Annotated in this window: 48 protein-coding genes; 46 read left to right on the forward strand and 2 right to left on the reverse strand. The window is 35.4% G+C overall.

Annotated elements, in window-relative coordinates; translation table 11 throughout:
* Nucleotides 1–10: 10 nt before the first annotated feature.
* Entirely contained in the window at nucleotides 11–187 is a 177-nt protein-coding gene (locus HS848_RS03065; RefSeq protein ID WP_198611214.1) for a hypothetical protein, read from the reverse strand.
* Between the two features lie 79 nt (nucleotides 188–266).
* Here HS848_RS03065 and HS848_RS12900 point away from each other — a divergent pair, with 79 nt between their 5' ends.
* Nucleotides 267–461 carry a hypothetical protein gene (locus HS848_RS12900; protein WP_198611215.1) on the forward strand — a complete coding sequence of 65 codons (195 nt, stop codon included), beginning with the start codon at nucleotides 267–269 and terminating at the stop codon, nucleotides 459–461.
* Here HS848_RS12900 and HS848_RS03075 read toward each other — a convergent pair.
* Complete coding sequence (locus HS848_RS03075; protein ID WP_158261469.1) at nucleotides 388–618, reverse strand: hypothetical protein; 231 nt, start codon at nucleotides 616–618, stop codon at nucleotides 388–390. The genes HS848_RS12900 and HS848_RS03075 overlap by 74 nt on opposite strands.
* Before the next feature lie 60 nt (nucleotides 619–678).
* On the opposite strand from HS848_RS03075, the gene HS848_RS03080 reads away from it, so the two are divergent.
* The 45 genes from HS848_RS03080 to HS848_RS03295 all read left to right on the forward strand — a co-directional run bounded on the left by HS848_RS03080 (nucleotide 679) and on the right by HS848_RS03295 (nucleotide 24083).
* The gene (locus HS848_RS03080; RefSeq protein WP_198611216.1) at nucleotides 679–999 is read left to right on the forward strand and encodes a DUF771 domain-containing protein; all 321 of its coding nucleotides are present in this window, start codon (nucleotides 679–681) and stop codon (nucleotides 997–999) included.
* Entirely contained in the window at nucleotides 996–1187 is a 192-nt protein-coding gene (locus HS848_RS03085; RefSeq protein WP_198611217.1) for a hypothetical protein, read from the forward strand. The genes HS848_RS03080 and HS848_RS03085 overlap by 4 nt, the downstream gene beginning before the upstream one ends.
* A gap of 48 nt (nucleotides 1188–1235) precedes the next feature.
* Nucleotides 1236–1487 (forward strand): hypothetical protein, encoded by a 252-nt coding sequence (locus tag HS848_RS03090; protein WP_198611088.1) that lies wholly within the window; start codon nucleotides 1236–1238, stop codon nucleotides 1485–1487.
* Nucleotides 1480–1965 (forward strand): siphovirus Gp157 family protein, encoded by a 486-nt coding sequence (locus HS848_RS03095; protein ID WP_198611218.1) that lies wholly within the window; start codon nucleotides 1480–1482, stop codon nucleotides 1963–1965. The genes HS848_RS03090 and HS848_RS03095 overlap by 8 nt, the downstream gene beginning before the upstream one ends.
* Nucleotides 1966–2601, forward strand: coding sequence for an ERF family protein (locus tag HS848_RS03100; RefSeq protein WP_198611219.1), 636 nt, complete (start codon nucleotides 1966–1968; stop codon nucleotides 2599–2601).
* A complete protein-coding gene (locus tag HS848_RS03105) occupies nucleotides 2601–3032 on the forward strand; it encodes a single-stranded DNA-binding protein (protein ID WP_198611220.1) in 432 nt (143 codons plus the stop codon). The genes HS848_RS03100 and HS848_RS03105 overlap by 1 nt, the downstream gene beginning before the upstream one ends.
* 11 nt (nucleotides 3033–3043) lie before the next feature.
* Entirely contained in the window at nucleotides 3044–3721 is a 678-nt protein-coding gene (locus HS848_RS03110; RefSeq protein WP_198611221.1) for a putative HNHc nuclease, read from the forward strand.
* Complete coding sequence (locus HS848_RS03115) at nucleotides 3714–4508, forward strand: phage replisome organizer N-terminal domain-containing protein (protein WP_198611222.1); 795 nt, start codon at nucleotides 3714–3716, stop codon at nucleotides 4506–4508. The genes HS848_RS03110 and HS848_RS03115 overlap by 8 nt, the downstream gene beginning before the upstream one ends.
* Complete coding sequence (locus tag HS848_RS03120) at nucleotides 4508–4867, forward strand: hypothetical protein (RefSeq protein ID WP_198611223.1); 360 nt, start codon at nucleotides 4508–4510, stop codon at nucleotides 4865–4867. The genes HS848_RS03115 and HS848_RS03120 overlap by 1 nt, the downstream gene beginning before the upstream one ends.
* Nucleotides 4860–6095 carry a DnaB helicase C-terminal domain-containing protein gene (locus tag HS848_RS03125; protein WP_198611224.1) on the forward strand — a complete coding sequence of 412 codons (1236 nt, stop codon included), beginning with the start codon at nucleotides 4860–4862 and terminating at the stop codon, nucleotides 6093–6095. The genes HS848_RS03120 and HS848_RS03125 overlap by 8 nt, the downstream gene beginning before the upstream one ends.
* A complete protein-coding gene (locus tag HS848_RS03130) occupies nucleotides 6092–6301 on the forward strand; it encodes a hypothetical protein (protein WP_107524850.1) in 210 nt (69 codons plus the stop codon). The genes HS848_RS03125 and HS848_RS03130 overlap by 4 nt, the downstream gene beginning before the upstream one ends.
* Entirely contained in the window at nucleotides 6289–6513 is a 225-nt protein-coding gene (locus HS848_RS03135; RefSeq protein WP_198611225.1) for a DUF3269 family protein, read from the forward strand. Before HS848_RS03130 ends, HS848_RS03135 begins: the two co-directional genes overlap by 13 nt.
* Nucleotides 6514–6522: 9 nt before the next feature.
* Nucleotides 6523–6930: a DUF1064 domain-containing protein gene (locus tag HS848_RS03140; RefSeq protein WP_107635419.1), complete on the forward strand. Its 408-nt coding sequence runs from the start codon at nucleotides 6523–6525 to the stop codon at nucleotides 6928–6930.
* Nucleotides 6930–7118 (forward strand): hypothetical protein, encoded by a 189-nt coding sequence (locus tag HS848_RS03145; protein WP_107635420.1) that lies wholly within the window; start codon nucleotides 6930–6932, stop codon nucleotides 7116–7118. Before HS848_RS03140 ends, HS848_RS03145 begins: the two co-directional genes overlap by 1 nt.
* 2 nt (nucleotides 7119–7120) lie before the next feature.
* Entirely contained in the window at nucleotides 7121–7300 is a 180-nt protein-coding gene (locus HS848_RS03150; RefSeq protein ID WP_198611226.1) for a helix-turn-helix domain-containing protein, read from the forward strand.
* Nucleotides 7284–7535, forward strand: coding sequence for a hypothetical protein (locus HS848_RS03155; RefSeq protein WP_198611227.1), 252 nt, complete (start codon nucleotides 7284–7286; stop codon nucleotides 7533–7535). Before HS848_RS03150 ends, HS848_RS03155 begins: the two co-directional genes overlap by 17 nt.
* 4 nt (nucleotides 7536–7539) lie before the next feature.
* Entirely contained in the window at nucleotides 7540–7722 is a 183-nt protein-coding gene (locus HS848_RS03160; RefSeq protein ID WP_198611098.1) for a hypothetical protein, read from the forward strand.
* Between the two features lie 46 nt (nucleotides 7723–7768).
* The gene (locus HS848_RS12675; protein WP_332871285.1) at nucleotides 7769–7948 is read left to right on the forward strand and encodes a hypothetical protein; all 180 of its coding nucleotides are present in this window, start codon (nucleotides 7769–7771) and stop codon (nucleotides 7946–7948) included.
* The gene (locus HS848_RS03165; protein WP_198611228.1) at nucleotides 7935–8321 is read left to right on the forward strand and encodes a hypothetical protein; all 387 of its coding nucleotides are present in this window, start codon (nucleotides 7935–7937) and stop codon (nucleotides 8319–8321) included. The genes HS848_RS12675 and HS848_RS03165 overlap by 14 nt, the downstream gene beginning before the upstream one ends.
* The gene (locus HS848_RS03170; RefSeq protein WP_232806059.1) at nucleotides 8294–8707 is read left to right on the forward strand and encodes a hypothetical protein; all 414 of its coding nucleotides are present in this window, start codon (nucleotides 8294–8296) and stop codon (nucleotides 8705–8707) included. Before HS848_RS03165 ends, HS848_RS03170 begins: the two co-directional genes overlap by 28 nt.
* Nucleotides 8697–8852: a hypothetical protein gene (locus tag HS848_RS03175; RefSeq protein WP_198611229.1), complete on the forward strand. Its 156-nt coding sequence runs from the start codon at nucleotides 8697–8699 to the stop codon at nucleotides 8850–8852. The genes HS848_RS03170 and HS848_RS03175 overlap by 11 nt, the downstream gene beginning before the upstream one ends.
* Entirely contained in the window at nucleotides 8853–9062 is a 210-nt protein-coding gene (locus tag HS848_RS03180) for a hypothetical protein (protein WP_198611230.1), read from the forward strand.
* Nucleotides 9059–9562: a dUTP diphosphatase gene (locus tag HS848_RS03185; RefSeq protein WP_198611231.1), complete on the forward strand. Its 504-nt coding sequence runs from the start codon at nucleotides 9059–9061 to the stop codon at nucleotides 9560–9562. Before HS848_RS03180 ends, HS848_RS03185 begins: the two co-directional genes overlap by 4 nt.
* A gap of 69 nt (nucleotides 9563–9631) precedes the next feature.
* Entirely contained in the window at nucleotides 9632–9835 is a 204-nt protein-coding gene (locus tag HS848_RS03190; RefSeq protein ID WP_198611232.1) for a hypothetical protein, read from the forward strand.
* Nucleotides 9836–9996: 161 nt separating this feature from the next.
* Nucleotides 9997–10215 (forward strand): hypothetical protein, encoded by a 219-nt coding sequence (locus HS848_RS03195; protein WP_198611233.1) that lies wholly within the window; start codon nucleotides 9997–9999, stop codon nucleotides 10213–10215.
* A complete protein-coding gene (locus tag HS848_RS03200; RefSeq protein WP_232806060.1) occupies nucleotides 10215–10328 on the forward strand; it encodes a DUF1381 domain-containing protein in 114 nt (37 codons plus the stop codon). Before HS848_RS03195 ends, HS848_RS03200 begins: the two co-directional genes overlap by 1 nt.
* Before the next feature lie 91 nt (nucleotides 10329–10419).
* Nucleotides 10420–10587, forward strand: a complete 168-nt coding sequence (gene rinB / locus HS848_RS03205) for a transcriptional activator RinB (RefSeq protein ID WP_198611234.1) — start codon at nucleotides 10420–10422, stop codon at nucleotides 10585–10587.
* Complete coding sequence (locus HS848_RS03210; protein ID WP_198611235.1) at nucleotides 10584–11024, forward strand: hypothetical protein; 441 nt, start codon at nucleotides 10584–10586, stop codon at nucleotides 11022–11024. Before rinB ends, HS848_RS03210 begins: the two co-directional genes overlap by 4 nt.
* Entirely contained in the window at nucleotides 11025–11426 is a 402-nt protein-coding gene (locus HS848_RS03215) for a hypothetical protein (RefSeq protein WP_198611236.1), read from the forward strand. It begins immediately after the preceding gene.
* Nucleotides 11427–11773: 347 nt separating this feature from the next.
* Nucleotides 11774–12268, forward strand: a complete 495-nt coding sequence (locus tag HS848_RS03220; protein WP_198611237.1) for a terminase small subunit — start codon at nucleotides 11774–11776, stop codon at nucleotides 12266–12268.
* Entirely contained in the window at nucleotides 12261–13469 is a 1209-nt protein-coding gene (locus tag HS848_RS03225; protein WP_198611238.1) for a PBSX family phage terminase large subunit, read from the forward strand. Before HS848_RS03220 ends, HS848_RS03225 begins: the two co-directional genes overlap by 8 nt.
* 12 nt (nucleotides 13470–13481) lie before the next feature.
* Complete coding sequence (locus HS848_RS03230; protein WP_198611239.1) at nucleotides 13482–14891, forward strand: phage portal protein; 1410 nt, start codon at nucleotides 13482–13484, stop codon at nucleotides 14889–14891.
* Entirely contained in the window at nucleotides 14854–15828 is a 975-nt protein-coding gene (locus HS848_RS03235; RefSeq protein ID WP_198611240.1) for a phage head morphogenesis protein, read from the forward strand. Before HS848_RS03230 ends, HS848_RS03235 begins: the two co-directional genes overlap by 38 nt.
* A gap of 1 nt (nucleotide 15829) precedes the next feature.
* Nucleotides 15830–15997: a hypothetical protein gene (locus HS848_RS03240; RefSeq protein WP_198611241.1), complete on the forward strand. Its 168-nt coding sequence runs from the start codon at nucleotides 15830–15832 to the stop codon at nucleotides 15995–15997.
* Between the two features lie 172 nt (nucleotides 15998–16169).
* Entirely contained in the window at nucleotides 16170–16763 is a 594-nt protein-coding gene (locus HS848_RS03245; RefSeq protein ID WP_198611242.1) for a phage scaffolding protein, read from the forward strand.
* Between the two features lie 19 nt (nucleotides 16764–16782).
* The gene (locus HS848_RS03250; RefSeq protein ID WP_198611243.1) at nucleotides 16783–17604 is read left to right on the forward strand and encodes a N4-gp56 family major capsid protein; all 822 of its coding nucleotides are present in this window, start codon (nucleotides 16783–16785) and stop codon (nucleotides 17602–17604) included.
* 17 nt (nucleotides 17605–17621) lie between these two features.
* Nucleotides 17622–17912 (forward strand): Rho termination factor N-terminal domain-containing protein, encoded by a 291-nt coding sequence (locus HS848_RS03255; RefSeq protein WP_198611244.1) that lies wholly within the window; start codon nucleotides 17622–17624, stop codon nucleotides 17910–17912.
* On the forward strand, nucleotides 17912–18223 hold the full coding sequence (locus tag HS848_RS03260) for a phage head-tail connector protein (RefSeq protein ID WP_198611245.1): 312 nt from the start codon (nucleotides 17912–17914) through the stop codon (nucleotides 18221–18223). Before HS848_RS03255 ends, HS848_RS03260 begins: the two co-directional genes overlap by 1 nt.
* A complete protein-coding gene (locus tag HS848_RS03265) occupies nucleotides 18216–18551 on the forward strand; it encodes a phage head closure protein (protein WP_119526129.1) in 336 nt (111 codons plus the stop codon). Before HS848_RS03260 ends, HS848_RS03265 begins: the two co-directional genes overlap by 8 nt.
* Entirely contained in the window at nucleotides 18538–18951 is a 414-nt protein-coding gene (locus HS848_RS03270) for an HK97 gp10 family phage protein (RefSeq protein ID WP_198611246.1), read from the forward strand. The genes HS848_RS03265 and HS848_RS03270 overlap by 14 nt, the downstream gene beginning before the upstream one ends.
* Nucleotides 18952–18966: 15 nt before the next feature.
* Nucleotides 18967–19404 carry a DUF3168 domain-containing protein gene (locus tag HS848_RS03275; RefSeq protein WP_198611247.1) on the forward strand — a complete coding sequence of 146 codons (438 nt, stop codon included), beginning with the start codon at nucleotides 18967–18969 and terminating at the stop codon, nucleotides 19402–19404.
* Nucleotides 19391–19930, forward strand: coding sequence for a phage tail protein (locus tag HS848_RS03280; RefSeq protein WP_198611248.1), 540 nt, complete (start codon nucleotides 19391–19393; stop codon nucleotides 19928–19930). The genes HS848_RS03275 and HS848_RS03280 overlap by 14 nt, the downstream gene beginning before the upstream one ends.
* Nucleotides 19931–19987: 57 nt before the next feature.
* Nucleotides 19988–20482: a tail assembly chaperone gene (locus HS848_RS03285; protein ID WP_198611249.1), complete on the forward strand. Its 495-nt coding sequence runs from the start codon at nucleotides 19988–19990 to the stop codon at nucleotides 20480–20482.
* A 62-nt stretch (nucleotides 20483–20544) separates the two neighbouring features.
* On the forward strand, nucleotides 20545–20847 hold the full coding sequence (locus HS848_RS03290) for a hypothetical protein (protein ID WP_198611250.1): 303 nt from the start codon (nucleotides 20545–20547) through the stop codon (nucleotides 20845–20847).
* 2 nt (nucleotides 20848–20849) lie between these two features.
* The gene (locus HS848_RS03295) at nucleotides 20850–24083 is read left to right on the forward strand and encodes a phage tail protein (RefSeq protein ID WP_198611251.1); all 3234 of its coding nucleotides are present in this window, start codon (nucleotides 20850–20852) and stop codon (nucleotides 24081–24083) included.
* The last annotated feature ends 13 nt before the right edge of the window (nucleotides 24084–24096 follow it).

Below are 24096 nucleotides of genomic sequence, written 5' to 3' on the forward strand. Positions count from 1 at the left end.
CCCTTAAAAATTACATTGAGTGAGTTGCACTATCTTTGGCGAGTTTATCCATTATTTCCTCGCCAATCTCTTCTGAAAAATCGCGGTCATGTGCTAAATGAGTAAAAATTTCAGCAAGAGCATTAGCTAAATTCTCATCATCGATAGAATTATCTTTGAGAATTTCTAAAATATGGTTTTTATCCATGAAGAGTCACCTCCTTTCATAAGGAGATAACTCATTATACCAAAACAATCGAACAAACAATTTAACAGGAGGAAATCAAATGCAGTTACTATACAAAACAACCCTCCTCATCACAATGGCAGTTGTGACTTGGAAGGTCGTAAAGATTGAAAGCTATTTAAAACCTAAAACAATTGATATTTCTTTATCTAAATCGCGAGCTAATCAGTATCAACAGACAAGAAGGTTTTTAAACTCTCTTTCAAAAGCAATTCAGAACGATATTGAGAATTAATTAAATGATAGAAAACGTCTTTTGTTTCTTCAGAATAATTCGAGTAATTTTCTTCAATGTGATTATTTAACTTATCTTGAAAATCCGAAGAATCGATCTCATTATCAACTTCATTCTCAATTGCACGAAATTTGAGTTCAAACTCATTTTTATCCACAACCAACACCTCCCTTCATTAAGGGATAACAACATTATACACGAAAGGGGGGCGTTAAAGATGACGCAAACTTTAAGCGTAACTGTACCAATTCCTGATACACATGTGTTAATCGAAAAAACTATGTTTGATGACTTAATGGCACAAACACTAGATCCAGTTTGGGATTTAAAAGACTTAAAAAGAAAGTTGAAAATGTCATCGGACGACACAATTAAAGACAAACTACTTTTCAATCCTAAATTTGAGAAGTTACTTAAAAAGCAAGGGATAGCACATTATCCCGATGGAAGTTTTAATCGTTGGAGATTTAACGCTCGCAAGATGAATAAATTTATCGATGAGCATTTTGACGAGATACACAAAGGAGGGATTAGATGAATAACACAGAAAAATCAATATTAATCGCCGGTATGACGTTCAACGTGATTTTCTTTTTACTAATGCTAGTTGAGTTAGTAATTACAAAAGCTGCAGGTTATGCACTATTGCTTTCAATTATGACTTACCTATTCTTTGAATACGGTTTTTATGCACAAAAAAAGACTGAAACTCACAGCCATGAGTAACAGTCAATTAGAAAAATATACAACTTAATTATATCACAGGAGGAAATTATGCGACACAAACTATTAAAAATAGCTAATGAATTGAATGAATTAATACTTAATTCGGATGTAAATGCGTATGTAGAATTTCGTAAATATAAAGACGGGGATATTGGAGTTGATTTTACACATATTCATCAAAGTTATAAATACGACAATGAGAGCATTACTATTTACAGTTTTAACGATGAAAGCACTATGCTAAATAAATTTGAACTAGCTAAAAAAGTAATCAATGGGGAGTGTTTAATTAATGTCTAATTTATTCGACTTATCAACAGACTATGCACAACTTTTGAATATGATTGATGAAGGTTATTCATTCGAAGATTTAAAAGATACATTGGATAGCATCGAAGAAGAATTGAACATAAAAGTAGATAACACAATCGGCTTAAAGCGTTCGGTAGATGCTGATGTTGAAACAATAGATAAAGAAATCAAACGTCTACAAGCAATAAAAAAACAGAAAACAAACTTATCGGACCGTTTAAAAGGTTACTTACTAGACATGTTAGATCAACGTCAATTGGATAAGTACCGCACGTCTACTAACTACATTTACAAACGTAGTAATGGACCAAGTAAAGAGGTCACAGACGAAAAATTAATACCTAAAGAATACTGGGTATCACAAGCACCAAAACTTAACTCTAAAATGCTTACTGATGATTTGAAAAATGGCAAAGAAATACCGGGTGCGAAGTTGAAACACACTGTTAGTTTGGTGGTGAAGTAGATGAATAAATCTGAAAGTATAACGGAACTTAACAAAGCGTTAGCTAATTTCCACAAAGAAGTTAAACAACCTATGAAAGACGCTAATAACCCATTTTTCAAAAGCAAATATGTACCACTTGAGAATGTGGTTGAGGCGATTGATGATGTGGCACCTAAATTTGGCTTAACTTACTCACAATATCCAGTCACTACAGAAAACGGGTTAGTAGGAATATCAACGGTATTACTACATGAAAGTGGTGAATATATAGAATTTCCGCCTGCAACAACTAAACCAGATAAGAATACGGCACAAGGTGTAGGTTCAGCATTAACATACATGCGTCGTTACTCATTGAGTGCAGTGTTTGGAATTACTAGTGATCAAGATGATGACGGTAATGAGGCGAGTGGCAAAAATAATAAAAGCAAACAAACACATCCACAAAAAGCGAGTAACCAAACCATAGGGACATTAAAAAAAGAAGTTAGCAACTTCACAAATTTAATTAAAGGTACTAAAAATGAAGCGCCACAAAACGTTGTTGAGCAACGATTTGGAGTTAAAAACTACGACCTAACAGAAAATGAAGCAGTACAAATAATCAATAAAATACAAAACAATGCAAAAAAAATAACTGGAGGTAATGACTAATGTTAAACAGAATCGTATTAGTAGGAAGATTAACAAAAGATCCTGAATTTAGAACAACACAAAACGGTGTAAGTGTTGCCAATTTTACACTAGCAGTAAATAGAAACTTTAAAAATAAAAACGGTGAGCAACAAGCAGACTTTATTAATGTAGTTGTATTTAGACAACAAGCCGATAACGTAAACAACTACTTATCTAAAGGTAACTTAGCTGGCGTTGATGGTCGCATACAATCTCGTAGTTATGAAAATAAAGAAGGTCAACGTGTATTTGTAACTGAAGTAGTGGCAGACAGCGTTCAATTCCTTGAGCCGAAGAATAACAATCAACAAAATAACCAACCTCAGCAACAACGAGGACAAGCACCAGCAGGCAATAATCCGTTTGGTAATAACAATGCAGATATAGATGATGACGATTTACCTTTCTAGGACTGATTTAAATGCCAATTATTAAAAATTACATCATTCAAGATGACGGTACAACTACCGTCGTCATTGAGGGTGTAGAACTAGATAACAAAACTTCACTCTTACTCGATAACGGGTTTGAAGTAGAAGTAGGTGTGCGAGTCGTAGACCCTTTCAGAATAACTGACAAACAACGTCGTAAGATATTTGCACTTGTAAAGGACATAGAGGCTCATACAGGGCAACCTATGGACTACATGCGCCATATGTTCATCGAATACGTTCGGACTTACTACGGCTACGACAAGCGCATCTCATTAAGCGACTGCACACGTACACAAGCTAGCCAAGTTATCGAAGTCACGCTTGATTGGATATTTCACAACGATATACCACTTGCATATAAAACAAGTGACTTACTCAAGCAAGACAAATCATTTTTATATTGGTCAACGGTCAATCGTAACTGTGTAATTTGCGGGAAACCACATTCAGAGTTAGCACATTATCAAGCTGTAGGGCGTGGGCGTAACAGACGCAAGATTAATCACACAGGTAACAAAGTATTAGCTTTATGTTCAAAACATCACAGAGAGCAGCACAACATAGGCATGGATAGTTTCAATGAGAAATACAAATTACATGAGAGTTGGGTTGATGTAGATGATAGGCTCAACCGAATGTTGAAAGGAGAACGATTGAATGGCTGAAGTATCATGGATAAAACTTAAAGTTGGAATGTTTGATGATAGCAAAATTAAGTATATTGAGGCATTACCTGAACGCGACACAATCATTACGGTTTGGGTCAAATTACTAACGCTTGCTGGTAAGTATAACGAGCATGGTTACATTATGCTATCTGAAAACTTACCGTATAACGATGAGATGTTAGCAAATGAATTTAATAGACCTATTAACTCTATCAGATTAGCATTACAAACATTTAAAACATTAGGAATGATAGATGACTATCAAGGCGTATATAAAGTGACTAATTGGGAGAAACACCAAAGTTTAGATAGTAAAAGTAAGCATAACGAAAAGAATAGACTTCGACAACAACGTTATAGAGAACGACAAAAACAAAACCAAATAGAAAGTAACGTTACCGTAACGTTACGTAACGATACAGAAGAAGAAAGAGAAGAAGAATATAAGAATAAGAATAAAGAAGATAGAAATAATGACATCTTCTCGAATGCAATTAATTACGTAATCACATTCTTAGATAATAATCTAACACCTTATCAAATGGAGCAGATAGGATATGCAGTTGATGATATAGGAGAACATGCAGATGAAGTCATTGAAGTTGCTACTGATTACACAAAAGAAAAAGGGTGTCATGTCGGCTATCTAATCAAAGTATTGAATAATTGGGCGAAAGAAAACGTAAAAACTAAAGAAGACGCAAAAAATAAAATTAAACCTAAAAAGAAAAGTGAAACTGATGATGTTATCGCAGCAATGGAAAAGGAGCTGAATGATAACTAATGAGCATGACTAAACAACAAGCACTAGAGATTATTAAAAACATCAGGCATTTATATAATTTAGATTTTGATAAACCAAAGCTAGAAACGTGGATTGAAGTATTAAGTGAAAATGGAGATTTTGAACTAACTCAAAAAGCAGTTAAAGAATACATGAATAGTGGTAATCCTTATCCTCCTAATCTTCCTAGCATTATGAGAAAAGCGCCTAAAAAGTTGGAGTATGAAGAAGTGCCAGACGATATCAAAGAACACAGGTATAAAATGGCTAACGATCCTGAATACAGAGCAGAACGTCAACGTAGGATAGACGAATTTAAAAGAACGATAAGCAAGTTTGGAGTGAACAGCGATGAATGAACGCCGAGAAATTGAACAAACGATTATCGCTAGTCTACTTAAAAAACCTGATCTAGTTGAAAAGTTACGCATTAAACCGGAGATGTTTTATAACGAAGATTTAAAAACATTTATAGATTATGTGTTTGAAGTAGGTAAAGTGGACCACCAAGATATCTATTTAAAAACCACCGAAGATAAAGAGTTTTTGAACTTTGAAACAATAGAGCGACTTTATAATTCTGAATTCATAGGCTATGGGATTTTTGAGCGATACCAACAAAGATTACTGGAACTGTATCAAATATCACAAGCATATGAAGTGATTAACGAATTCAACCAACAACCTACCATTCAAAATTTTGAAAGTATGTTAAACGGACTAAATGATGTGTCGATGATTAGCGCTAATGACGAAAGCAATACTAAAGCGATTATTGATGATTTTGTTGAAGAATTGTATAGCGATGAACCTAAAGCACAAATCAAAACAGGCTTTCCGTTAATGGACTACAAAATTGGCGGTTTAGAGCCTACACAGTTAGTTGTAATCGCTGCTAGACCGTCAGTAGGTAAAACAGCATTTGCGCTTAATATGATGCTTAATATCGCAAATCAGGGCTATAAAACATCTTTCTTTAGTTTAGAGACAACAGGCGTTTCAATTTTAAAACGAATGTTAGCTACTAAAACTGGAATTGAGCTAACTAGAATTAAAGAAATGAAAGATTTAACACCCGATGAAATCACTAAATTAACCAGCGTTGCGAGCCAAATTTTGAAGCTGAATGTTGATATTAACACTCAAAGTAATGTGACTACGCAGGAAGTGCGTAAACAGGCATTAAAGAGCAAAGATGAGCAACAGGTAATATTTATCGACTACCTTCAATTAATGCAAACAGACGTCAAATTAGACCGCAGAAATGGCATCGAAAAGATTTCCCGTGACTTAAAAATAATAGCTAATGAAACGGGAGCAATTATCGTCTTATTATCTCAATTGAGTAGAGGTGTAGAGACACGTAATGACAAACGTCCTATGTTATCTGACATGAAAGAGGCAGGAGGTATAGAAGCAGACGCAAGTTTAGCCATGCTTTTGTACCGAGACGATTACTACAACCAAGACGCACAAGACGATTTCGGTAAATCAACTGTTGAATGTAACATAGCTAAAAATAAAGACGGCGAAACAGGCGTGATTGAATTTGAATACTATAAACGTACACAAAGGTTTACCACATGACGGTAATTGACTTTCAGAAGTTGCTAGGGAAGTTGTACCGAGAAGATTACCGAGATGATCCAATCATAGCTAAAAACTTTATTGAGCTAGGTTGGGCAACTAAACGCTTGCTGGAGCAACGTAAAATATCGCCGTTTGATGATTATGAAAAAGTGAAGTCACAAATTTATAACGAAGTGGAGTGGCATAAAACATGGCTATCTTAGAGAAGTATTACCTATATCGACCAGACGGGACAGAAGATATAAAAGTAGAAAAGCACCAATCTAATTTGAATATCGTTAAATCGCTCACAGGCGCTCATTTTAGCGCAGAAAGCAAAGAGATGACAGATAGTGAACTAAAACATTTTAAAGCGACATACGGGCTACTGTATGAAGAAGAATTAGGACTACAAGCAACAATATTTGATATATAGAGGTGGCACATGAGTAAGTACAACGCTAAAAAAGTTGAGTATAAAGGTATCACATTCGATAGCAAAGTCGAATGTGAATACTACCAACTATTAGAAAAACAACAAAAAGTAGGTATGTTTGATCGTATTGAAGTGCAACCTAGATACGAATTAATACCTAAATTTGATAACCAACGTAAAACAGAATATATAGCAGATTTTGCACTGTGGAAAGACGGCAAGCTAATAGAAGTTATAGACGTTAAAGGAATGCCAACACCAGTAGCGAAATTGAAAGCAAAGTTATTTAGATACAAATATCCTGACGTATATCTCACATGGGTATGTAAAGCACCTAAATATACAGGTCAAGAATGGATAAGCTATGAAGAATTAATCAAAGTACGCAGGGAGCGTAAGAAGGAGCTGAAGAAGTAATGCCAACATTAATCGTTGATTTTGAAATTAAAGGGCAAGCTATTATATCAACAGACAATAATCCAACTGACGAAGAGAAGCAACGCTTGATAGATGTAGCTTATAAAAATGTAGATAGAGACATTCTTAACGAAGCAGATTTTGATAACGAAAAACTTTGGATAGAAGAAGCTTACTGGAGTTGGTAAATATGCGTAAAAATCCTAGAGCAACTCATGTTTATTTAAACGGAGAGCGTATCTCACTCAGAAATGCAGCGAAAAAATATAGCGTACCACATACTACTTTACGTGGTCGATATAACAGAGGATTAAGAGGTCCGGAATTATTATATGGAAAGGGAGTATACAGCTATGGTGCAAACGTATGAAAGAAATGAAAAGCAATTAACAGCTAAGCAGTTGTATGAGATTCAGCAGGCAGAACTTAGACATGAAAGAGCATTGAAACGTAAACGCAGAGAAGAGCGTATTGCTAGGGCTAAACGTGCGGAGCGTGAAGTGGCTAAACACAGAGTGAACACTAGGTACTTTAAAAATCTAGTACAGAACAATCTCGTAGCCAAAGTCAAAATAGATCAATACGGTAACGTACAGAGGGGGTAGCGGAATGGAATTGCATGAATTAAATAAAGGTGATGACATTTGGTTTAAATATCCTAAAGCCAAAACATCATTTCCAGCAATTGTGGAAGAGTTGAATTATAACTTTGATGGCGAACCTTATCTTATGGTGCGTGTTGGTAGTGAGTTAGTAAAGATTGATGATAGATACGACATAGTAAAGGTGTAGATGAAAATGACAACTAGCACATTAGAATTATCATCAACCATCAACCATCAACCAACGATACAGATACAACACACAAGGCAAGACGCCTACGCAAATACAACAGGAATTACGCAAGCTAGGTGTCAACGGCTTTGTGGTTAAGGTGGCAGGAAGTAGAGTGACAATGTTGGTTGATAGAGAGAATATAAAAACGAATAGGGAGTGTGTAAGGGATGGCAAAGATTAAACGAAAAGTAGAAATGACATTACCAGAATTGATTGAGTGGGGGTTTAAAAACAACATTAGAAATAGAGAGTTTGTGTGTGATCAAGCTAGTTATAAATCAGTAATATTTAATTTAAATGGCTGGTCAGAATTTAGTGGAAATTATCCTTATTTACCACAAGATACTTTCACAGTAGAAGTTGAAGAAGAAATTACGAAAGAAACGAAGATATCTAAATTAGTATCTATCAATAGAAACAATTTAAATGAAGTTAATATAAATTTCCATTGTAGTATCGGACAGTTTTTAGATAGAAGTGATTATAATTATTACTACTTAAACGACGACGGCACAATGACGTTACTTTGGAAGGACGGTGCTATGGTGGAATGAAACTAGAAGAATTTCAACAACTTGGTAAAAATGTAAAATATATTGCCACGAAATTTGCAGAAAATCCCGGGAAGTTTGCAAGTGTAGTATTGCAAATGTACTGGGATGTCAAAAAAGAACGCGATTCATATAAACAACAACGCAACGAACTCATCAATGATATGGCAGAAGTGAAAAGGAAGGCAGAGGCGTGGATAGATTTAAAGAAAGAAATGGTTGAAATGTATCCAGTGTTAGTAAACGATGTTGAAATAACCAGTGGTGAATGCGAAAAAGGTATGTTGTATCAATTAGGTAAGCATTTAAGACGCATGGACGAACTCGACGGGACACATGAGTTTCAAAATTTATTAGATGATTTGGAGCGTGGTAGTGATGAAAGCTAAAAGTCACATGCAAATGATGCAAATGATACAAAACTGTGTAATTGGAAAATACGTGACACATGACCAGTACGTAGAATTAGTAGTTAGAGATAAGCATGGTAATAAAATGGAGATTAAATTTTATCCGAATGAGGAGGAACAATAAATGAATGACAATTTAAAATTGAAAGATAAATCTTCAGAAGAAGAAAATAAAGAAGAAAAAAGCTTTAAAGATTTATTAACAGAAATTAAAAAACAAGCGAGAGAAGAATACTTTGCAGAAGAAGGTTATAAAAGTATTCCAGGTATGGAGAATATGTCGCCGAAAGAAGCTGAACTATATTCTGAAAATTTAAGGAGGAACAATAAATGACTAACACATTAGAATTTATCAAATTATCAGAGAACGCAACTAAACCAACACGTGACCGTTTAGACGCTGGTTTCGACATCTTCGCAGCAGAAACAGTGATACTTGAGCCGCAAGAAAAAGCAGTGATTAAAACAGACATAGCAGTGAACATTCCAGAGGGGTATGTTGGCTTACTAACATCAAGAAGTGGTGTAAGCAGTAAAACACACTTAGTAATTGAAACAGGCAAGATAGATGCAGGTTTCCAGGGTAATATGAAGATTAACATTAAGAATGACAGACAAGATTTTGTTATTGATTCAGATGTGTATCAAGATATTGAAGGTGAAATACATTATACGGATAAAACACTTGATGCAGGCACTTACCAAATCAACAAAGGCGACAAACTCGCACAACTCGTTATCGTACCTATTTGGACACCAGAGTTAAAAGAAGTAGAGGAGTTTAGTTATGTGTCAGAGAGAGGGACAGACGGGTTTGGATCAACAGGCTTTTAATTCTAAAGTGGTCGAAATCGACCATGTTAAAAAGGACATATTAGAAAAAGTAAAAGAGGTGTTAAAGAAGTGAAAGACTTTGAACAACCTACGATAAAAATATTAAAAAGATTATTTAACGGTAAAGATGAGACCAATATTCATATATATCGTCTGAACCTAGTAGATTATGAAGTTATTGAAATGATAACTAATTATAAACTGTCAGAAACTCATACAAGAAATCAACATTTTAGAGATGTAGTGACATTGAAATTTAAAAAGAAAAAGTGAAAGAGGTGCTGGGGAAGTGAAAGTTTTTTTATATTCAATACTAGTAACAGTACATGATATAGCATGGAGTGAAATAAGAATGACATTATCTTTCTTCGTGTTAATTCTTTGTTTGTGGTTATGGCTGATATTAAAAATATTTTGTTAAGGAGTGAGTGAGAATGGAAGATAATAAAAATAACAAGAAATATATTATTGAAATAAAGAGTGGCTTGTACGTATCAACAAATGCATTTGGGAATGCATATAGTTTCACTAAAAACATAAAAAAAGCTACTAAAACCTCTTATTTAGATAGTGCCATGGATATTGCAGAACGCTGCTATGGTACCGTCAAAGAATACAGAATGAAACATGAGATTTTAGAGGTTGTAGAATAATGCAATACCTAATACGCCAATTCAAAGACAGCACAGGTCATATTCACACAGATGTTGAGAAACCACGTAGTAATGAAACTCTCTCTATTGTGGAGGCTAGCAGTAAAGAGTAGGCGTTGAAAATATTTAAAGGTCAAAAGACTAAAGAAGCTCTTGAGAAATTATTAGTAGCTTATAAAAACTTTAGAAAGAAGGTTAGAAACAATGAATAAACGTATTCTTAAAAACTTATTCATCATTGCCATGTATGAATTAGGTAAATACCTAACAAACGAACTTATTATTAAACTACAGTCCGAAGATGATATCGATGTGCCTAAGGACTTTAACCAACTTGATCATATCCATTTGAATGTGGAGGTATCAGAATGACACTAATAATTTCTAATGTAGTAATGTTCGTTGTATGGTTGTTTGTTATGTATAAGTGGATCAAGGCAGAAAAGAAAAACGAAAGTTTGGAAGATGGATGTTATCATCTAGAAAAAGATAAAATTTCTTTGGATAAAAAACTTGTTGAATTAGAAAAACACATAACTAACTTAGAAACCAAAAAAACACAAGAGGTGGACAATATGGGAAGTTATATAGTTGAAGTGAATAATGGTATTTATCTAGTAAAAGAACAGTGTGATGCTTACGAATATTTTAAAAAATATAAAGTTCTACCTCCTTCTGGTTTTTTAACTTTTACCAGAGATGCATTTAAGGCTACCAACTATCTTGATTTAGAAGCAGCTAGAAAATATGCAAAACAATGTGGTGGTCGTGTATTACAACACAAACCTAATTTAGAGGTGGTTGAATAGATGTACAGTAAAGAGGCAATCATCAACATGATAGGTACATATAAAATGAAATGTAACGTGTTAGAAGATGTCGTACTAGAATATGATAGTAATTCAATTGCACAATATGGCATACAGGCAACATTACCTAAAGCGCAGGGAGAGAATGGGAGTAAAGTTGAAGATGTAGTGATACGTCTAGAAAAGGTAAATAAACGATACGCACAGATGTTAAAGGAAGTAGAGTTTATTAATCAAGCACAACAAAAGTTAGGGCAAGTTGATTTCTGTTTCCTTGAGTTACTTAAAAAAGGCTATCGTAGAGATAAGATAATTGAGAAGTTACCTAATTCAAAGATAAATAGAAATAACTTTATGGAACGCAAAGATGATTTAGCAGAGAAAATATACTTGTTACAGTGACGAAAATGACAAAAATGACTGAAATGACAGTATTATGAGAAGTTTAAATTATTTTATATAATAGTTTTGTAAGTACTATCCACAATGTACCTTTCGAGGTACGTGGATGAGTTACTCAATTAGAGTGATTATGTGTAGTAATAGTTTTATACTAGCTACCGATTGCTCGAGTGCCTATCCGTTGGGTAGGTACTTCAATTGCTATGATTCTTGTGAACTTACATGATTTACCTCCTAACTCCTTTCAATAGAATTTCGACTATTCGTGAGACAACACGAGTAGTCTTTTTTTGTATTTAAAATAACTAGAGTGAATAACGTAAAGGCGTGTGATAACGTGAAAACAATTGATTAAATTAACACATAAACAAGAGAACTTTGTTTTAGGACTTATAGAAGGCAAGAGCCAACGCAAAGCTTATATTGATGCAGGATATTCGACTAAAAATAAGTCGGAAGAGTATATAGATAACCAAGCTAGTATATTATCGAAAAATACAAAGGTTATACAAAGGTATGAAGAATTGCGTCAAGAAGTAGCTGAACAATCAAAATGGACACGCCAAAAGGCTTTTGACGAGTATGAGTGGCTAAAAAATATGGCTAAGAACGATATAGAAGTAGAAGGAGTAAAGAAAGCAACTGCCGACGCTTTTATATCTAGTTTAGACGGAATGAACAGAATGGCTCTAGCTAATGATGAGCTATCTAATAAGAAGATTGAAACTGAAATTAAAATGCTTGAGAAGAAAATCGAGCAAATGGATCGTTCGGAAAATAATACACAAGAGGCAGAAGTTGCTAAAGCACTTATTAAGTTAGCAGGTGTTGAAGATGATTAACGAGATACTTAATCCTAAACAACAAGAAGTGTGGAATTGTTTTATCAACGATAGACCTAAAATACTCATTGCGAGTGGTGCAAAACGTGCAGGAAAAACATATGTGTTTATATTGCTTTTTTTAATGCACATAGCAGGTTACAAAGACAAAGGGCTTAACTTTATTATTGGTGGAGCAACTCAAGCCTCAATTAGACGTAACGTGTTAGATGATATGGAGGCTATATTAGGTAGAGAATTAAAACTTGATAAATCTAATGCAGTTAAAATATTTGGTAATAAAGTATATGTATTTGACGGACAAAATGCAGATGCGTGGAAAAAAGCGCGTGGATTTACGTCGGCAGGTGCATTTTTAAATGAGGGTACAGCGTTACACGATATGTTTATCAAAGAGGTATTTTCTCGTTGTAGTTATAAAGGCGCTAGAATACTGATTGATACTAACCCAGAAAACCCTATGCACCCAGTTAAAAAAGATTACATTGATAATAGTGGACAATTACTATCCAATGGCAGACTTAATATTAAAGCCTTTCAGTTTACATTGTTTGATAACACATTTTTAGATAGCGAATACGTTGAAAGTATTATAGCTAGTACGCCTAGTGGAATGTTTACTGAACGTGATATTTACGGTAAATGGGTTGCTGCAGAAGGTGTAGTATACAAAGACTTCAAAGAAGATGTACATTACATAACTCAAGAAGAATTTGATACCAAACAAATTAAAAAGAAATATGCAGGCGTCGATTGGGGTTATGACCATTATGGAACTATTATGGTAATAGCTGAAGATATTAATGATAACAAGTATCTTATAGAAGAACACGCTTATAGACATAAAGAGATAGATGATTGGGTAGCTATTGCTAAAGATGTAATTAAACGTCATGGAGATATCACTTTTTACTGTGATAGTGCAAGGCCTGAACACGTTAGACGTTTTAGAAAAGAAAAATTCAAAGCTAGAAATGCAGATAAATCTGTTTTATCCGGCATTGAGGTAGTATCTAGGTCATTCAAATTGAACAAACTGTTCGTTATTAAAGATAAAGTTAAATTATTTAAAGACGAAATTTACAACTATGTATGGAAAGAAAACGCAGATGAGCCAGTTAAACTTAATGATGATACATTAGATGCCGTTAGATATGCAATATACACAGCTAATAAACCTAGTGGAACAGGTTTTAAATAAGGGGGTTATAAATTGTTTCCTAATAGTCCAACTCAAACTGAAATATTTGATGAGATAGTTAAGAACAACAATCGACCAGAAACATTAGAAGAAATGATTGTAAGGTATATTAAAAATCACGAAAGTAAAATACCGGAAATACAAATCGGACAAGAATATTACGAGCAGAGACCGGATATTATTAAAGAACCTAAGCCGAGAGATGCAACAGGCAAGATTGATCCATTAAAGCCAGATAGTAGGACCATTACTAATTTTCATGCTAATTTAGTAGACCAAAAAGTATCTTACATTGTGGGTAAACCTATCGAATTCAAACATACCGACGATACTATTATCGATACAATCAATGATGTTTTAGGAGATAGATTTGATGATAAATTACATTCTGTTTTAACTGGTGCTAGTAATAAAGGTATCGAATGGCTACATCCTTATTTAAACGAAAAAGGAGAATTTAAGTTATTTAGAGTGCCTGCTGAGCAATCAGTACCGATTTGGACTGATAAAGAGCATGAAGAACTAGAAGCTTTTATTCGTATTTATAAATATGATAATGAAGTAAAAGTAGAATATTGGGACGACATGTTGGTTAGATACTATGTTTACGAAAATGGTACATTAATCGATGATTACTCTAACGATTTAGAAAATGTGCATAATCATTTTAGTACAGGTGGTTGGGGTAAAATACCTTTTATCCCTTTTAAAAACAACGATTTGGAAGTTTCAGATATATTCATGTACAAAACGTTAATCGATGATTATAACAGACGTTTATCTGACTTATCTAATATGTTCAAAGAGTCAACGGAATTAACGTATGTACTTAAAAATTACAATGACCAAGATTTAGCAGAATTCAAAAGATTAATGAGGTATTACGGAGCTATTAATGTTACTGAGGACGGTGGGGTTGATACTATTCAACTTGAAGTTCCAGTAGAAAACAGCAAAGCATATCTTGATGAGTTGTATCAAAAAGTAATGCTATTTGGTCAAGCAGTAGATTTTAGTTCGGATAAATTCGGTTCTGCTCCTAGTGGTGTAGCTTTAGAATTTTTATACACTAATTTAAATCTTAAAGCAGATAAATTAGCTCGTAAAACTAAAGTAGCTATTCAAGATTTACTTTGGTTTATTTATGAACATTTTAATATAAAAGGTAATTATAAAGATGTGGAAATTAGCTTTAATTACAACAAAGTAGCTAATACTGAATTACAAGTTAATATGGCTCAAGCGTCTATGGGTGTTGTATCGCATGAAACTGTTTTAGAAAACCACCCTTACGTTGAAGATCTACAAGCAGAACTTGAAAGATTAGAACAAGAACAACTTGAACTTAATCAACAATTGCCTGATATAGACGGAGGTATTGCTAATGAGCAAGGACAATCCGAAGATAACGAACCAGAATGATATTGATAACTATATTGATAAGTTGATTAAGCAAGCAGAAAAGGAAATCGAAGTACTTTTCTCTAGACGTTTGAAAGCAATTAAACAAGAGTTAGCAGACATGTTCGAAAAGTACCAGTCAGACGATGTATACGTTACGTGGACTGAATTTAATAAATACAACAGGCTCAACAAAGAACTTAATCGTATAGCAGAAATGTTGACTGATGATTATAGCCAAGTAGCTAAAACAATCAAACAGACACAACAGAACGCTTATATTGAAAAGTTTATGATGAGCCTATTTTTGTATGAAATGGCAAGTCAAGCATCAATGCAATTTGATGTACCAAATACTAAAACGATACAAGCAGCAATAGAACAACCAATTGAATTTATAAAATTAATACCTACATTGCAAAAACATCGTGATGAAGTGTTGAAGAAGATACGCATACACATCACACAAGGTATTATGAGTGGAGAGGGCTATACTAAGATAGCTAAAGCGTTACGTGATGACATAGGTATGACTAAAGCTCAATCTTTACGTGTTGCGCGTACGGAGGCAGGTAGAGCGATGTCACAAGCAGGATTAGATAGTGCGTTAGTCGCAGAAGATAACGGTTTGACTATGTATAAAATGTGGGACGCAGTCAAAGATAATCGCACGCGTGATACACATAGACATTTAGACGGGGCTAAACGCCCTATCAGAGAAAACTTCAAGTCTAGTGGTTGCGTAGGACAAGCGCCTAAACTATTTGTCGGTGTGAACAGTGCAAGAGAGAATATTAATTGTCGTTGTAAATTACTTTACTATTTCGATGAAGATGAATTACCTACAACAATGAGAGTGCGTAATGATGACGGTAAAACCGAAGTAATACCTAAAGTTAGATACAGGTATTGGGAACGTATGAAAAGAGAAAAGATGAAACGTAAAGGTGGTAAATAGTATGAATTTAAATGCAAAAGTAGAACTAGATGCTAATGAGGCAATCGAAAAATTAGAGCGTATTAGAGATTTGTATAAAGAAATTATTGAATTACAAAGAAGAGAAGTAAACGTCAATTTATCAATAAACAATCCTGAGATACAAGAATTAATAGAAAATATAGATTAACCAGAATATAAAGTTGTAGTTTTTTTATAAACAAGCTAACACTTAATCGTGTTGGCTATTTTTTATGGCTAGTAACCTACCACTCGACCTTAGCATGTCGTTAAACTGCTTCTTTTTATCCAAATCTTTCGTGGCGTTGCACGTTAAACTCGTAGAAAAGGAGTAGTCAGACATGGACTTATACGCATTATTAGGGCAATTTAAAGACGGAGAAATCGATAAACAGAAAGTTATCGACGCAATTGATGAGTCAAAATCAGGAATGGTACCACGTTCTAGATTGAATGATAAAAATACTGAAATCGATGAATTGAAAGCCGAGATTTCTAACCGTGATGAACAAATTGCTCAATTACAAGACTCTGTAAAAGATGATAGCGAGTTACAAAAAGAACTCGATGAATTAAAAAATAAAAATGCAGAGTGGCAAGATAAGTACAACAAATCACAACTGAATAACGCTGTTAAGTTAGCAGTTGCCAAAGAGGCTAACGACGCTAACGATATTCTAGCTTTCGTTAATCAAGACGAACTAGAATTGCAAGATGACGGTACTGTGAAAGGTTTAGATAAAGCGATTGAGTCGCTTAAAGAGTCTAAACCTTATTTATTTGCCGACGTTAAGCCAACAGGCAACACACCAACAGACGGCGACACAGTACCAACAGGAATTACGAAAGAAAAATTCGACAGTATGTCTGTTGATGAGCGCACAGAGCTATTTGTAAATGACCGTGCGACTTATGACAGGCTTGCTGAAAACTAATTAAAGTGAGGTTATAAATATGGCAGAAGGCATGACAAAAGTCAGTACAATGATCGTACCAGAAGTATTAGCACCTATGATGCAAGCAGAATTAGATAAGAAATTGAGATTTGCACAATTCGCGGACATTGACTCAACATTAGTTGGTCAACCAGGCGATACATTAACATTCCCAGCATTTATTTACAGCGGAGACGCTAAAGTGATTGGCGAGGGGGAAAAAATTCCAGTAGACCAATTAGAAACTAAAAAGCGTGAGGCTAAAATTCGCAAGATTGGTAAAGGTACATCTATTACAGATGAGGCTTTATTATCAGGTTATGGCGACCCTAAAGGCGAACAAGTACGTCAACACGGCTTAGCGATTGCTAACAAAGTAGATAATGATGTATTAGAGGCTTTACAAGGTGCTACATTAACTGTAAACGCCGATATTACTAAATTAGAGGGCTTGCAAACGGCTATCGACAAGTTTAACGATGAAGATTTAGAGCCAATGGTATTATTCGTTAATCCATTAGACGCAGGTAAATTACGCGCTAGTGCGTCAGATAACTTTACTCGTGCTACTCAATTAGGCGATAACATTATTGTTAAAGGTGCGTTCGGCGAGGCGTTAGGTGCTATTATTGTACGTTCTAATAAAATTAAGCAAGGCGAAGCTATTTTAGCTAAACACGGTGCGGTTAAATTAATCACAAAACGTGACTTCTTCTTAGAAACTGAACGTGTACCATCTACTAAAACAACTGAATTATATTCAGATAAGCATTATGTAGCTTACTTATACGATGACTCTAAAGCAGTCAAAGTAACTAAAGGTGCAGACGCAGGAGCTTAATTAGGAGGTAGTAACGCATGTTTAAAGTAATCCAGTATTTTACAGACTTACAGGATAACGATTATGAGTACAACGTAGGAGATACATTCCCTCGTAAAGATTTAAATGTAAGTGATGAACGATTAACTGAATTATCCACTAGCAATAACCGTCAAAATAAGCCTTTAATTGAGCGTGTAGAGGAGCAAGTTAACTATTCTGATATGAAAGTAGCAGAACTGAAACAACTTGCTAAAGAGCGCGGAATTGAGGGCTTTTCTGATATGAAAAAGTCTGAATTGATTGAGGTATTAGAGGGTGGTAAATAATGGACGCGCAAGACGTCAAACTAATTAATCAATTGCCACTTGATAACACTGATAATGATGAGACTATCGAAAAACTTATTGAAATGTATAAAGGTATAGCAGATGATTATTGCAATCGTACTTTTGTAGAACCGTTACCTACTGGCGTTCAAAAGTTCATCGCAGAAAGCATTAAGTTTAGTGCTACTAGCAATGTACAGTCACGCACAATGGGAACGGTTAGCTATACGTTTGTAACTAATCTGCCCGATACAACATACAACTACCTTAAACCTTATCGTAAGTTAAGTTGGGGTAAGCGTTATGTTTAATCCATTTGACGAATTCCCACATGTCATCCAAATGGGCAAACGTGAAGTAGTAGGTGTGCCTCCTAAACAAAGAGAGCGCTTTAAAAGCGAACAAACAATCAAAGGTTTTATGGATACGCCTACATCTTCTGAACAACTAAAGTATTACCAAATGGACAACCAATACGACAGAAACCTATATACGCCGTACAGCGTGCCAATCACTAACAAAACATTATTCAAGTATCAGGGCAAAACTTACGAAGTTATAGGCGAGCCAGTCGACCAAGGCGGACAAAACGAGATTAATCTAACACGATTGCGAGAGTGTCCTATTGGCAAAGGTTAAATACGGTAATTGGGACTTAGTAGCCGAATTGGAAGATTATAGAGAAGAAATGGAAAATTGGGTTAAGAAAGGTATAGCTAAAACTACAACGACTATTCACAATCAAGTTATCGCTTTAATGCCTGCTGATACTGGTTTCTTACGAGAAAGCGTATCAATGGACTTTAAAGACGGTGGCATGACTGGAGTTATCAATGTAGGCGCAGAATACGCTATCTATGTGAACTATGGGACTGGTATTTATGCTACTGGTCCCGGAGGTAGTCGTGCGAAAAAGGTACCGTGGAGCTATAAAGACGCTAACGGTAATTGGCATACGACCAAAGGACAACACGCCCAACCTTTCTGGGAACCGGCAATTGATAAAGGTAGAGCATATTTCAATAAGTATTTTTCATAAAGGGCGGTTAACAATATGTGGGTATCAGTAGAACGAGAGTTATATAACGAACTATATATGCAGTTATTCAATAACCCTATCATCAATAATCAATTTGGTGGTAGGGTATTTGATTGCGTACAAAAAGACGCTGAGTACCCATATATTATAGTTGGGGAAACTAGCGTTACAAATGATGAAATGACCACAAGCATGGTTGAAGATGTTGGTATTACGTTCCACGTATATAGCCAAGCATACAATCGTGATGAGGCGTCGCAAATCATACAATTTTTAGGTTTTGTACTAAATAGAGAATATGAAATTAACAACTATACATTTATTAAGAGCCGAATTGATACACAAGAAGTGATAACTGATATAGACCAGTACACTAAGCACGGTATCATTCGGCTTGTTTATAAATATAGACACAATATTAGAAAAAGGAGTGTATTAAATGGCTCAGAATAAATATATTGCAGCAATTCAAATTGCTGATGAGGCGTTAGCTAGCACTTTGAAAGAAGAAGACGCTATTTTATTAGCTAGCTTATCAGAGGGCGGTCATACGATTAGTAACGACTTAGCCGAAATGATACAAGGTGGCAAAAAAGACTATGGTCGAAATTCTGTTGAAGAAGAAATTAAGCTAACGATTGATAAAGTTCCGGGAGACCCTGGGCAAGAGGCTTTAAAACAATCAGTTAAGTTATTCAAGCAGTTACGCTTATGGATTTGGGAAACTAAAAAGCGTGAGGGTAAATATCACGGCACTTTTGCGTACATCATTGTTGAAGAACATGAATGGTCATTCGACGATGAAGATGACAAAATTGAAGTAACAACTAAAGTTAAATTTAATAGTGCAGACGGTAGCACTGATGAATTACCTGCCGAATGGCTTAACCCTAGTGCAGCTGCAGTTACAGTTGAATGGGAAGATATGGGCCAATACAAAGGCGATTTCGAAAATCGCAAAGCTAGCACAGGCGCATAATACGAGGGCATAACGCCCTCTATTTTTTTGTACAAAAATTAGAAAGAGGTAAAAAATATGACTGAAACTACAATTAATCCAATCACTTCATTAAACATTAACGGAGAAGAAATTGAGGCAAAAGCAGTATTTGCATTCGACCACAAAGCGAAACAATTCTCAAAAGAAGAAGATGACGGTAAAGGTGGCAAAACTACTGTAAGTGGCTTTAATGCTATCTATAACAGTATTTTAGAGCGTGACACTAATGCTATTGCAGACTTTTGGGAATGCGCTACTGCTTATTTAAGCAAGAAAGCACCTTCACGTGAGCAAATCGAAATTACTTTAATGGAAGTTATTGAAGATAAAGGCGATACGCTTGAATTATTACAAGGTGCATTAGATGTAATGAATAATAGCGGTTTTTTCAAGCAAAAATCACGTCTATTCTGGGTACAAATGAACGAAGCGCCAACTATGGTCAAAGAAGACGAGAAAGAAACAACGAAGAATGGTATCGAGTTCATGAAATTGAACTACAAAGAAATCATGGGCGTTCTACCTTACTAGACTATTCAGAAATACGACAATTAACCAGTCAATACATAGGCTACCTACCCTATGACGAGTTGATGCTTATGACACCGAATGAATGGAAAGACTGGATTATTGGTAGTAAACAAGCCTTACTAGATCAACAAGAAAATATGTTATTTGGAGCGCAAGCTAATGGCCTAGTACAAGCTGGTAAATCGTTAAAACGTATGCAACGACAAATCGAACGCGCTCGTTACGAAGTGCGTGGCGATGCAGATGAATACGAAAGAATGAAGAAACGTAAGCTAGCGCAAAATAAACGTAATCGTGAAGTACAGAAACGTGGTACACGTAAGTTTATGAATAAAATGCGTAACACAAGTCAAAAGGGAGGGTAGCAATGGAAAAGAACTTTGTAGCTCGTGTAACTGCAATTATTAGTCAATTTCAAAGGAATATCAGAAAAGCGCAACAATTAGCTAAAACGAGTATTCCTGATGAGATTGAAACCGAAGTTACTGCTAATATTAATAAGTTTAAACGAGCTTTAAACAGAGCCAAAGCATTGGCTCAACGTTGGCGAGAACATAAAGTGGATATTGACGGAGACACTAATCCAATTAAACGTGCGATATCTTTTGCTAAAGCAGAATTGCAACGTATTCGTGATAAACAGGTAGATATTAAAGGTGATAACGATAATTTAAAGCGTTCTGTGATTAGCGCTAAAGCAATGTTAGCGTTACTGCATGATAAAACAGTGCACGTAAATTTTGACACTAGAGGAATGACTAGAGCACAAGTGTTAACAAGAGCTTTAGGTCAATCTTTAGACGAATATGGCGATAAAATGGACGCTTTAGCTACTAAAATTAGAACGTTTGGTACTATTTTTAGCCAACATGTTAAAGGTTTAATGATAGCAAGCATTCAAGGCTTGATACCAGTTATCGCAGGTTTAGTACCTGCAATCATGGCAGTACTTAATGCCGTTGGTGTATTAGCAAGTGGCGTAGTTGGTTTAGCCGGAGCGTTTGCTATTGCAGGAGCAGGTGCATTTGCATTTGGTGGCATGGCAATTAGTGCTTTGAAAATGTTAAAAGACGGTACGCTACAAGCTACTGCAGAAACAAGACGTTATCAAGCGTCATTAGAACAAGTTAAATCAACATGGCAAAGTATTATCAAGCAAAACCAAGCTCAAATATTTAATACTTTAGCTAACGGTTTAGACTCAGTCAATGTGGCTTTAGGCAAAATGAGACCTTTCCTATCAGGCGTTGCTACTGGTATGGAGAAAGCGTCGCAAGGTGTTTTAAAATGGGCGCAAAACAGTCAAACTGCCTCTAAATTCTTTAACATGATGAACACGACAGGCGTTAAGACATTTAATACTTTATTAAGTGCTGCTGGACGTTTTGGTGACGGTTTGGTTAATGTATTTACACAGTTAGGACCATTATTTTTATGGGCTGCTAAAGGCTTAGACAGTCTAGGTAAAAAGTTCCAAAACTGGGCTAATAGTGTAGCAGGTCAAAACGCTATTAGAGCATTTATCGAGTATACAAAAACTAATCTACCTAAAATAGGGCAGATATTCGGCAATGTCTTTATGGGCATAGCTAACCTAATGGGCGCATTTGCACAAAATAGTGCCGGTATATTTGATTGGTTAGTTAAATTAACTAGTCAATTTAGAACATGGTCCGAACAAGTCGGAAAATCAGAAGGCTTTAAGAAGTTTATTAGCTATGTGCAACAAAATGGACCAGTGATTATGCAATTAATCGGCAATATTGTACGTGCTTTAGTAGCGTTTGGCGTTGCAATGGCGCCAATAGCAAGCGTTATCTTACGTGTTGTTACTGCTTTTGCAGGTTTTATTGCTAAATTGTTCGAAACACATCCGGCAATCGCTAAAATCATGGGCGTACTTATGATTTTGAGTGGTATATTCTGGGCTTTAATGGCACCAGTGATAGCGGTTGGTACTGTATTATCAAATGTGTTTGGTACTAGCTTATTCCAAGTAGCTAAAAAAATATTAGAGTTCGTAGGGAAAACTAAATTCTTAACTAAAGCACTAGAATTAGTTAAATTAGCGTTTAGATTTTTAATGAACCCGATAGGCGCAATACAAAAAGTATTACCTTTATTAGCAGGCGCATTTGAGGCAGTTGGTGCAGCGTTAGCAGGTATCACTTGGCCAGTTTGGGTGGTAATAGGCGTTATTATCGCATTAGTGGGCATCATAATTTACCTATGGAAAACAAATGAAAACTTCAGAAATATGATTATCGATGCTTGGAATGGTATTAAAGACGCGATTTCTGGGGCGATACAAGGTATAATCAACTGGTTTACTCAATTGTGGGCATCTATCCAACAAACGTTAAAACCAATCATGCCGTTACTACAACAAGTCGGTTCGTTTATTATGCAAGTATTAGGTGGTTTGGTAATGGGCGCCATTCAGTTAGTAATTGGTGCATTCCAATCGTTATGGTTAGCTGTATCAGTCGTTTTTACTGCTATTGGTGCCATTATATCATCAGTTATTCAATTAATTGTTGGTTTGTTTACAGCATTTATTCAACTGTTGACAGGTGACTTCTCGGGTGCGTGGCTAACTTTACAAACTACAATACAAAACGTAATGATGACTATTTGGAATGCAATTGTCTCAATTTGGACGCAAATATCACAATTTATATTTACAAGTCTAAATTCTATTCTTGGTACGAATATCACAAGTTGGTCTCAAATTTGGTCAACAATCGTTCAATACGTTACTCAAATTTGGAATAGTGTAACGCAATGGTTCGGTCAAATGGCACAGTCCGTTTGGAACAAAATGGTACAAGCCTACAATTACGTAATGAGCGTAGGTGCACAATGGGTTTCATCTATTATTAGCACGGTAGCTAGATTTTTAGTATCTGTTATAAGTGGATTTATTAGAGTGGTCGCAACCGTCGGCGCACATATGGCGTCTGCATTAGGCAGAGTTATCTCAGTTGGCGCACAATGGGTAACTGCCATTATTGGCGCTATGGCTAGATTTGTATCTAGCGTTGTGAGTGGTTTCTTTAGAGTAGTTGGTGCCGTTGGAAATGGCATGAGTAACGCATTAAGCCGAGTACGTAGTTTTATCGGAGATTTTGTTCAAGCCGGTGTTGATATGATAGCCGGAATGATAAGAGGTATTGTTCAAAAAGCTAGAGATTTAGCTGCAGCTGCATGGAATGCTGCAAAAGGCGCTTTAAGTGCTGCTAAAAGTGCCTTAGATAGTCATTCTCCTTCACGTAAATTCATGCAATTAGGTAACGATAGCATGACTGGACTAGGTATGGGTATCTCACAATTTGCCGGAAAAGCTGCAAGAGAAAGTAGATTAGCAGCATTAAAAGTAATGGACGCTTTCAACGCAGACTTGCAACCTGACTTTTTAGACGGAATATCTGGTAATTTAGGTGGCTCATTAGATGCACATATGACTAAAGATGTTAGACATAGTATGCAAGAGAACAACCGTCCTATCGTTAATGTAACTGTGCGCAACGAGGGCGATGTTGAATATATTAAGTCATATATTGAGGAACAAAACGGTAAAGTATCAAGTATTGGTATTTAAGGAGTGATTATTA

This window comes from Staphylococcus caledonicus (assembly GCF_016238465.1).
Classification (GTDB): Bacteria; Bacillota; Bacilli; order Staphylococcales; family Staphylococcaceae; genus Staphylococcus; species Staphylococcus caledonicus.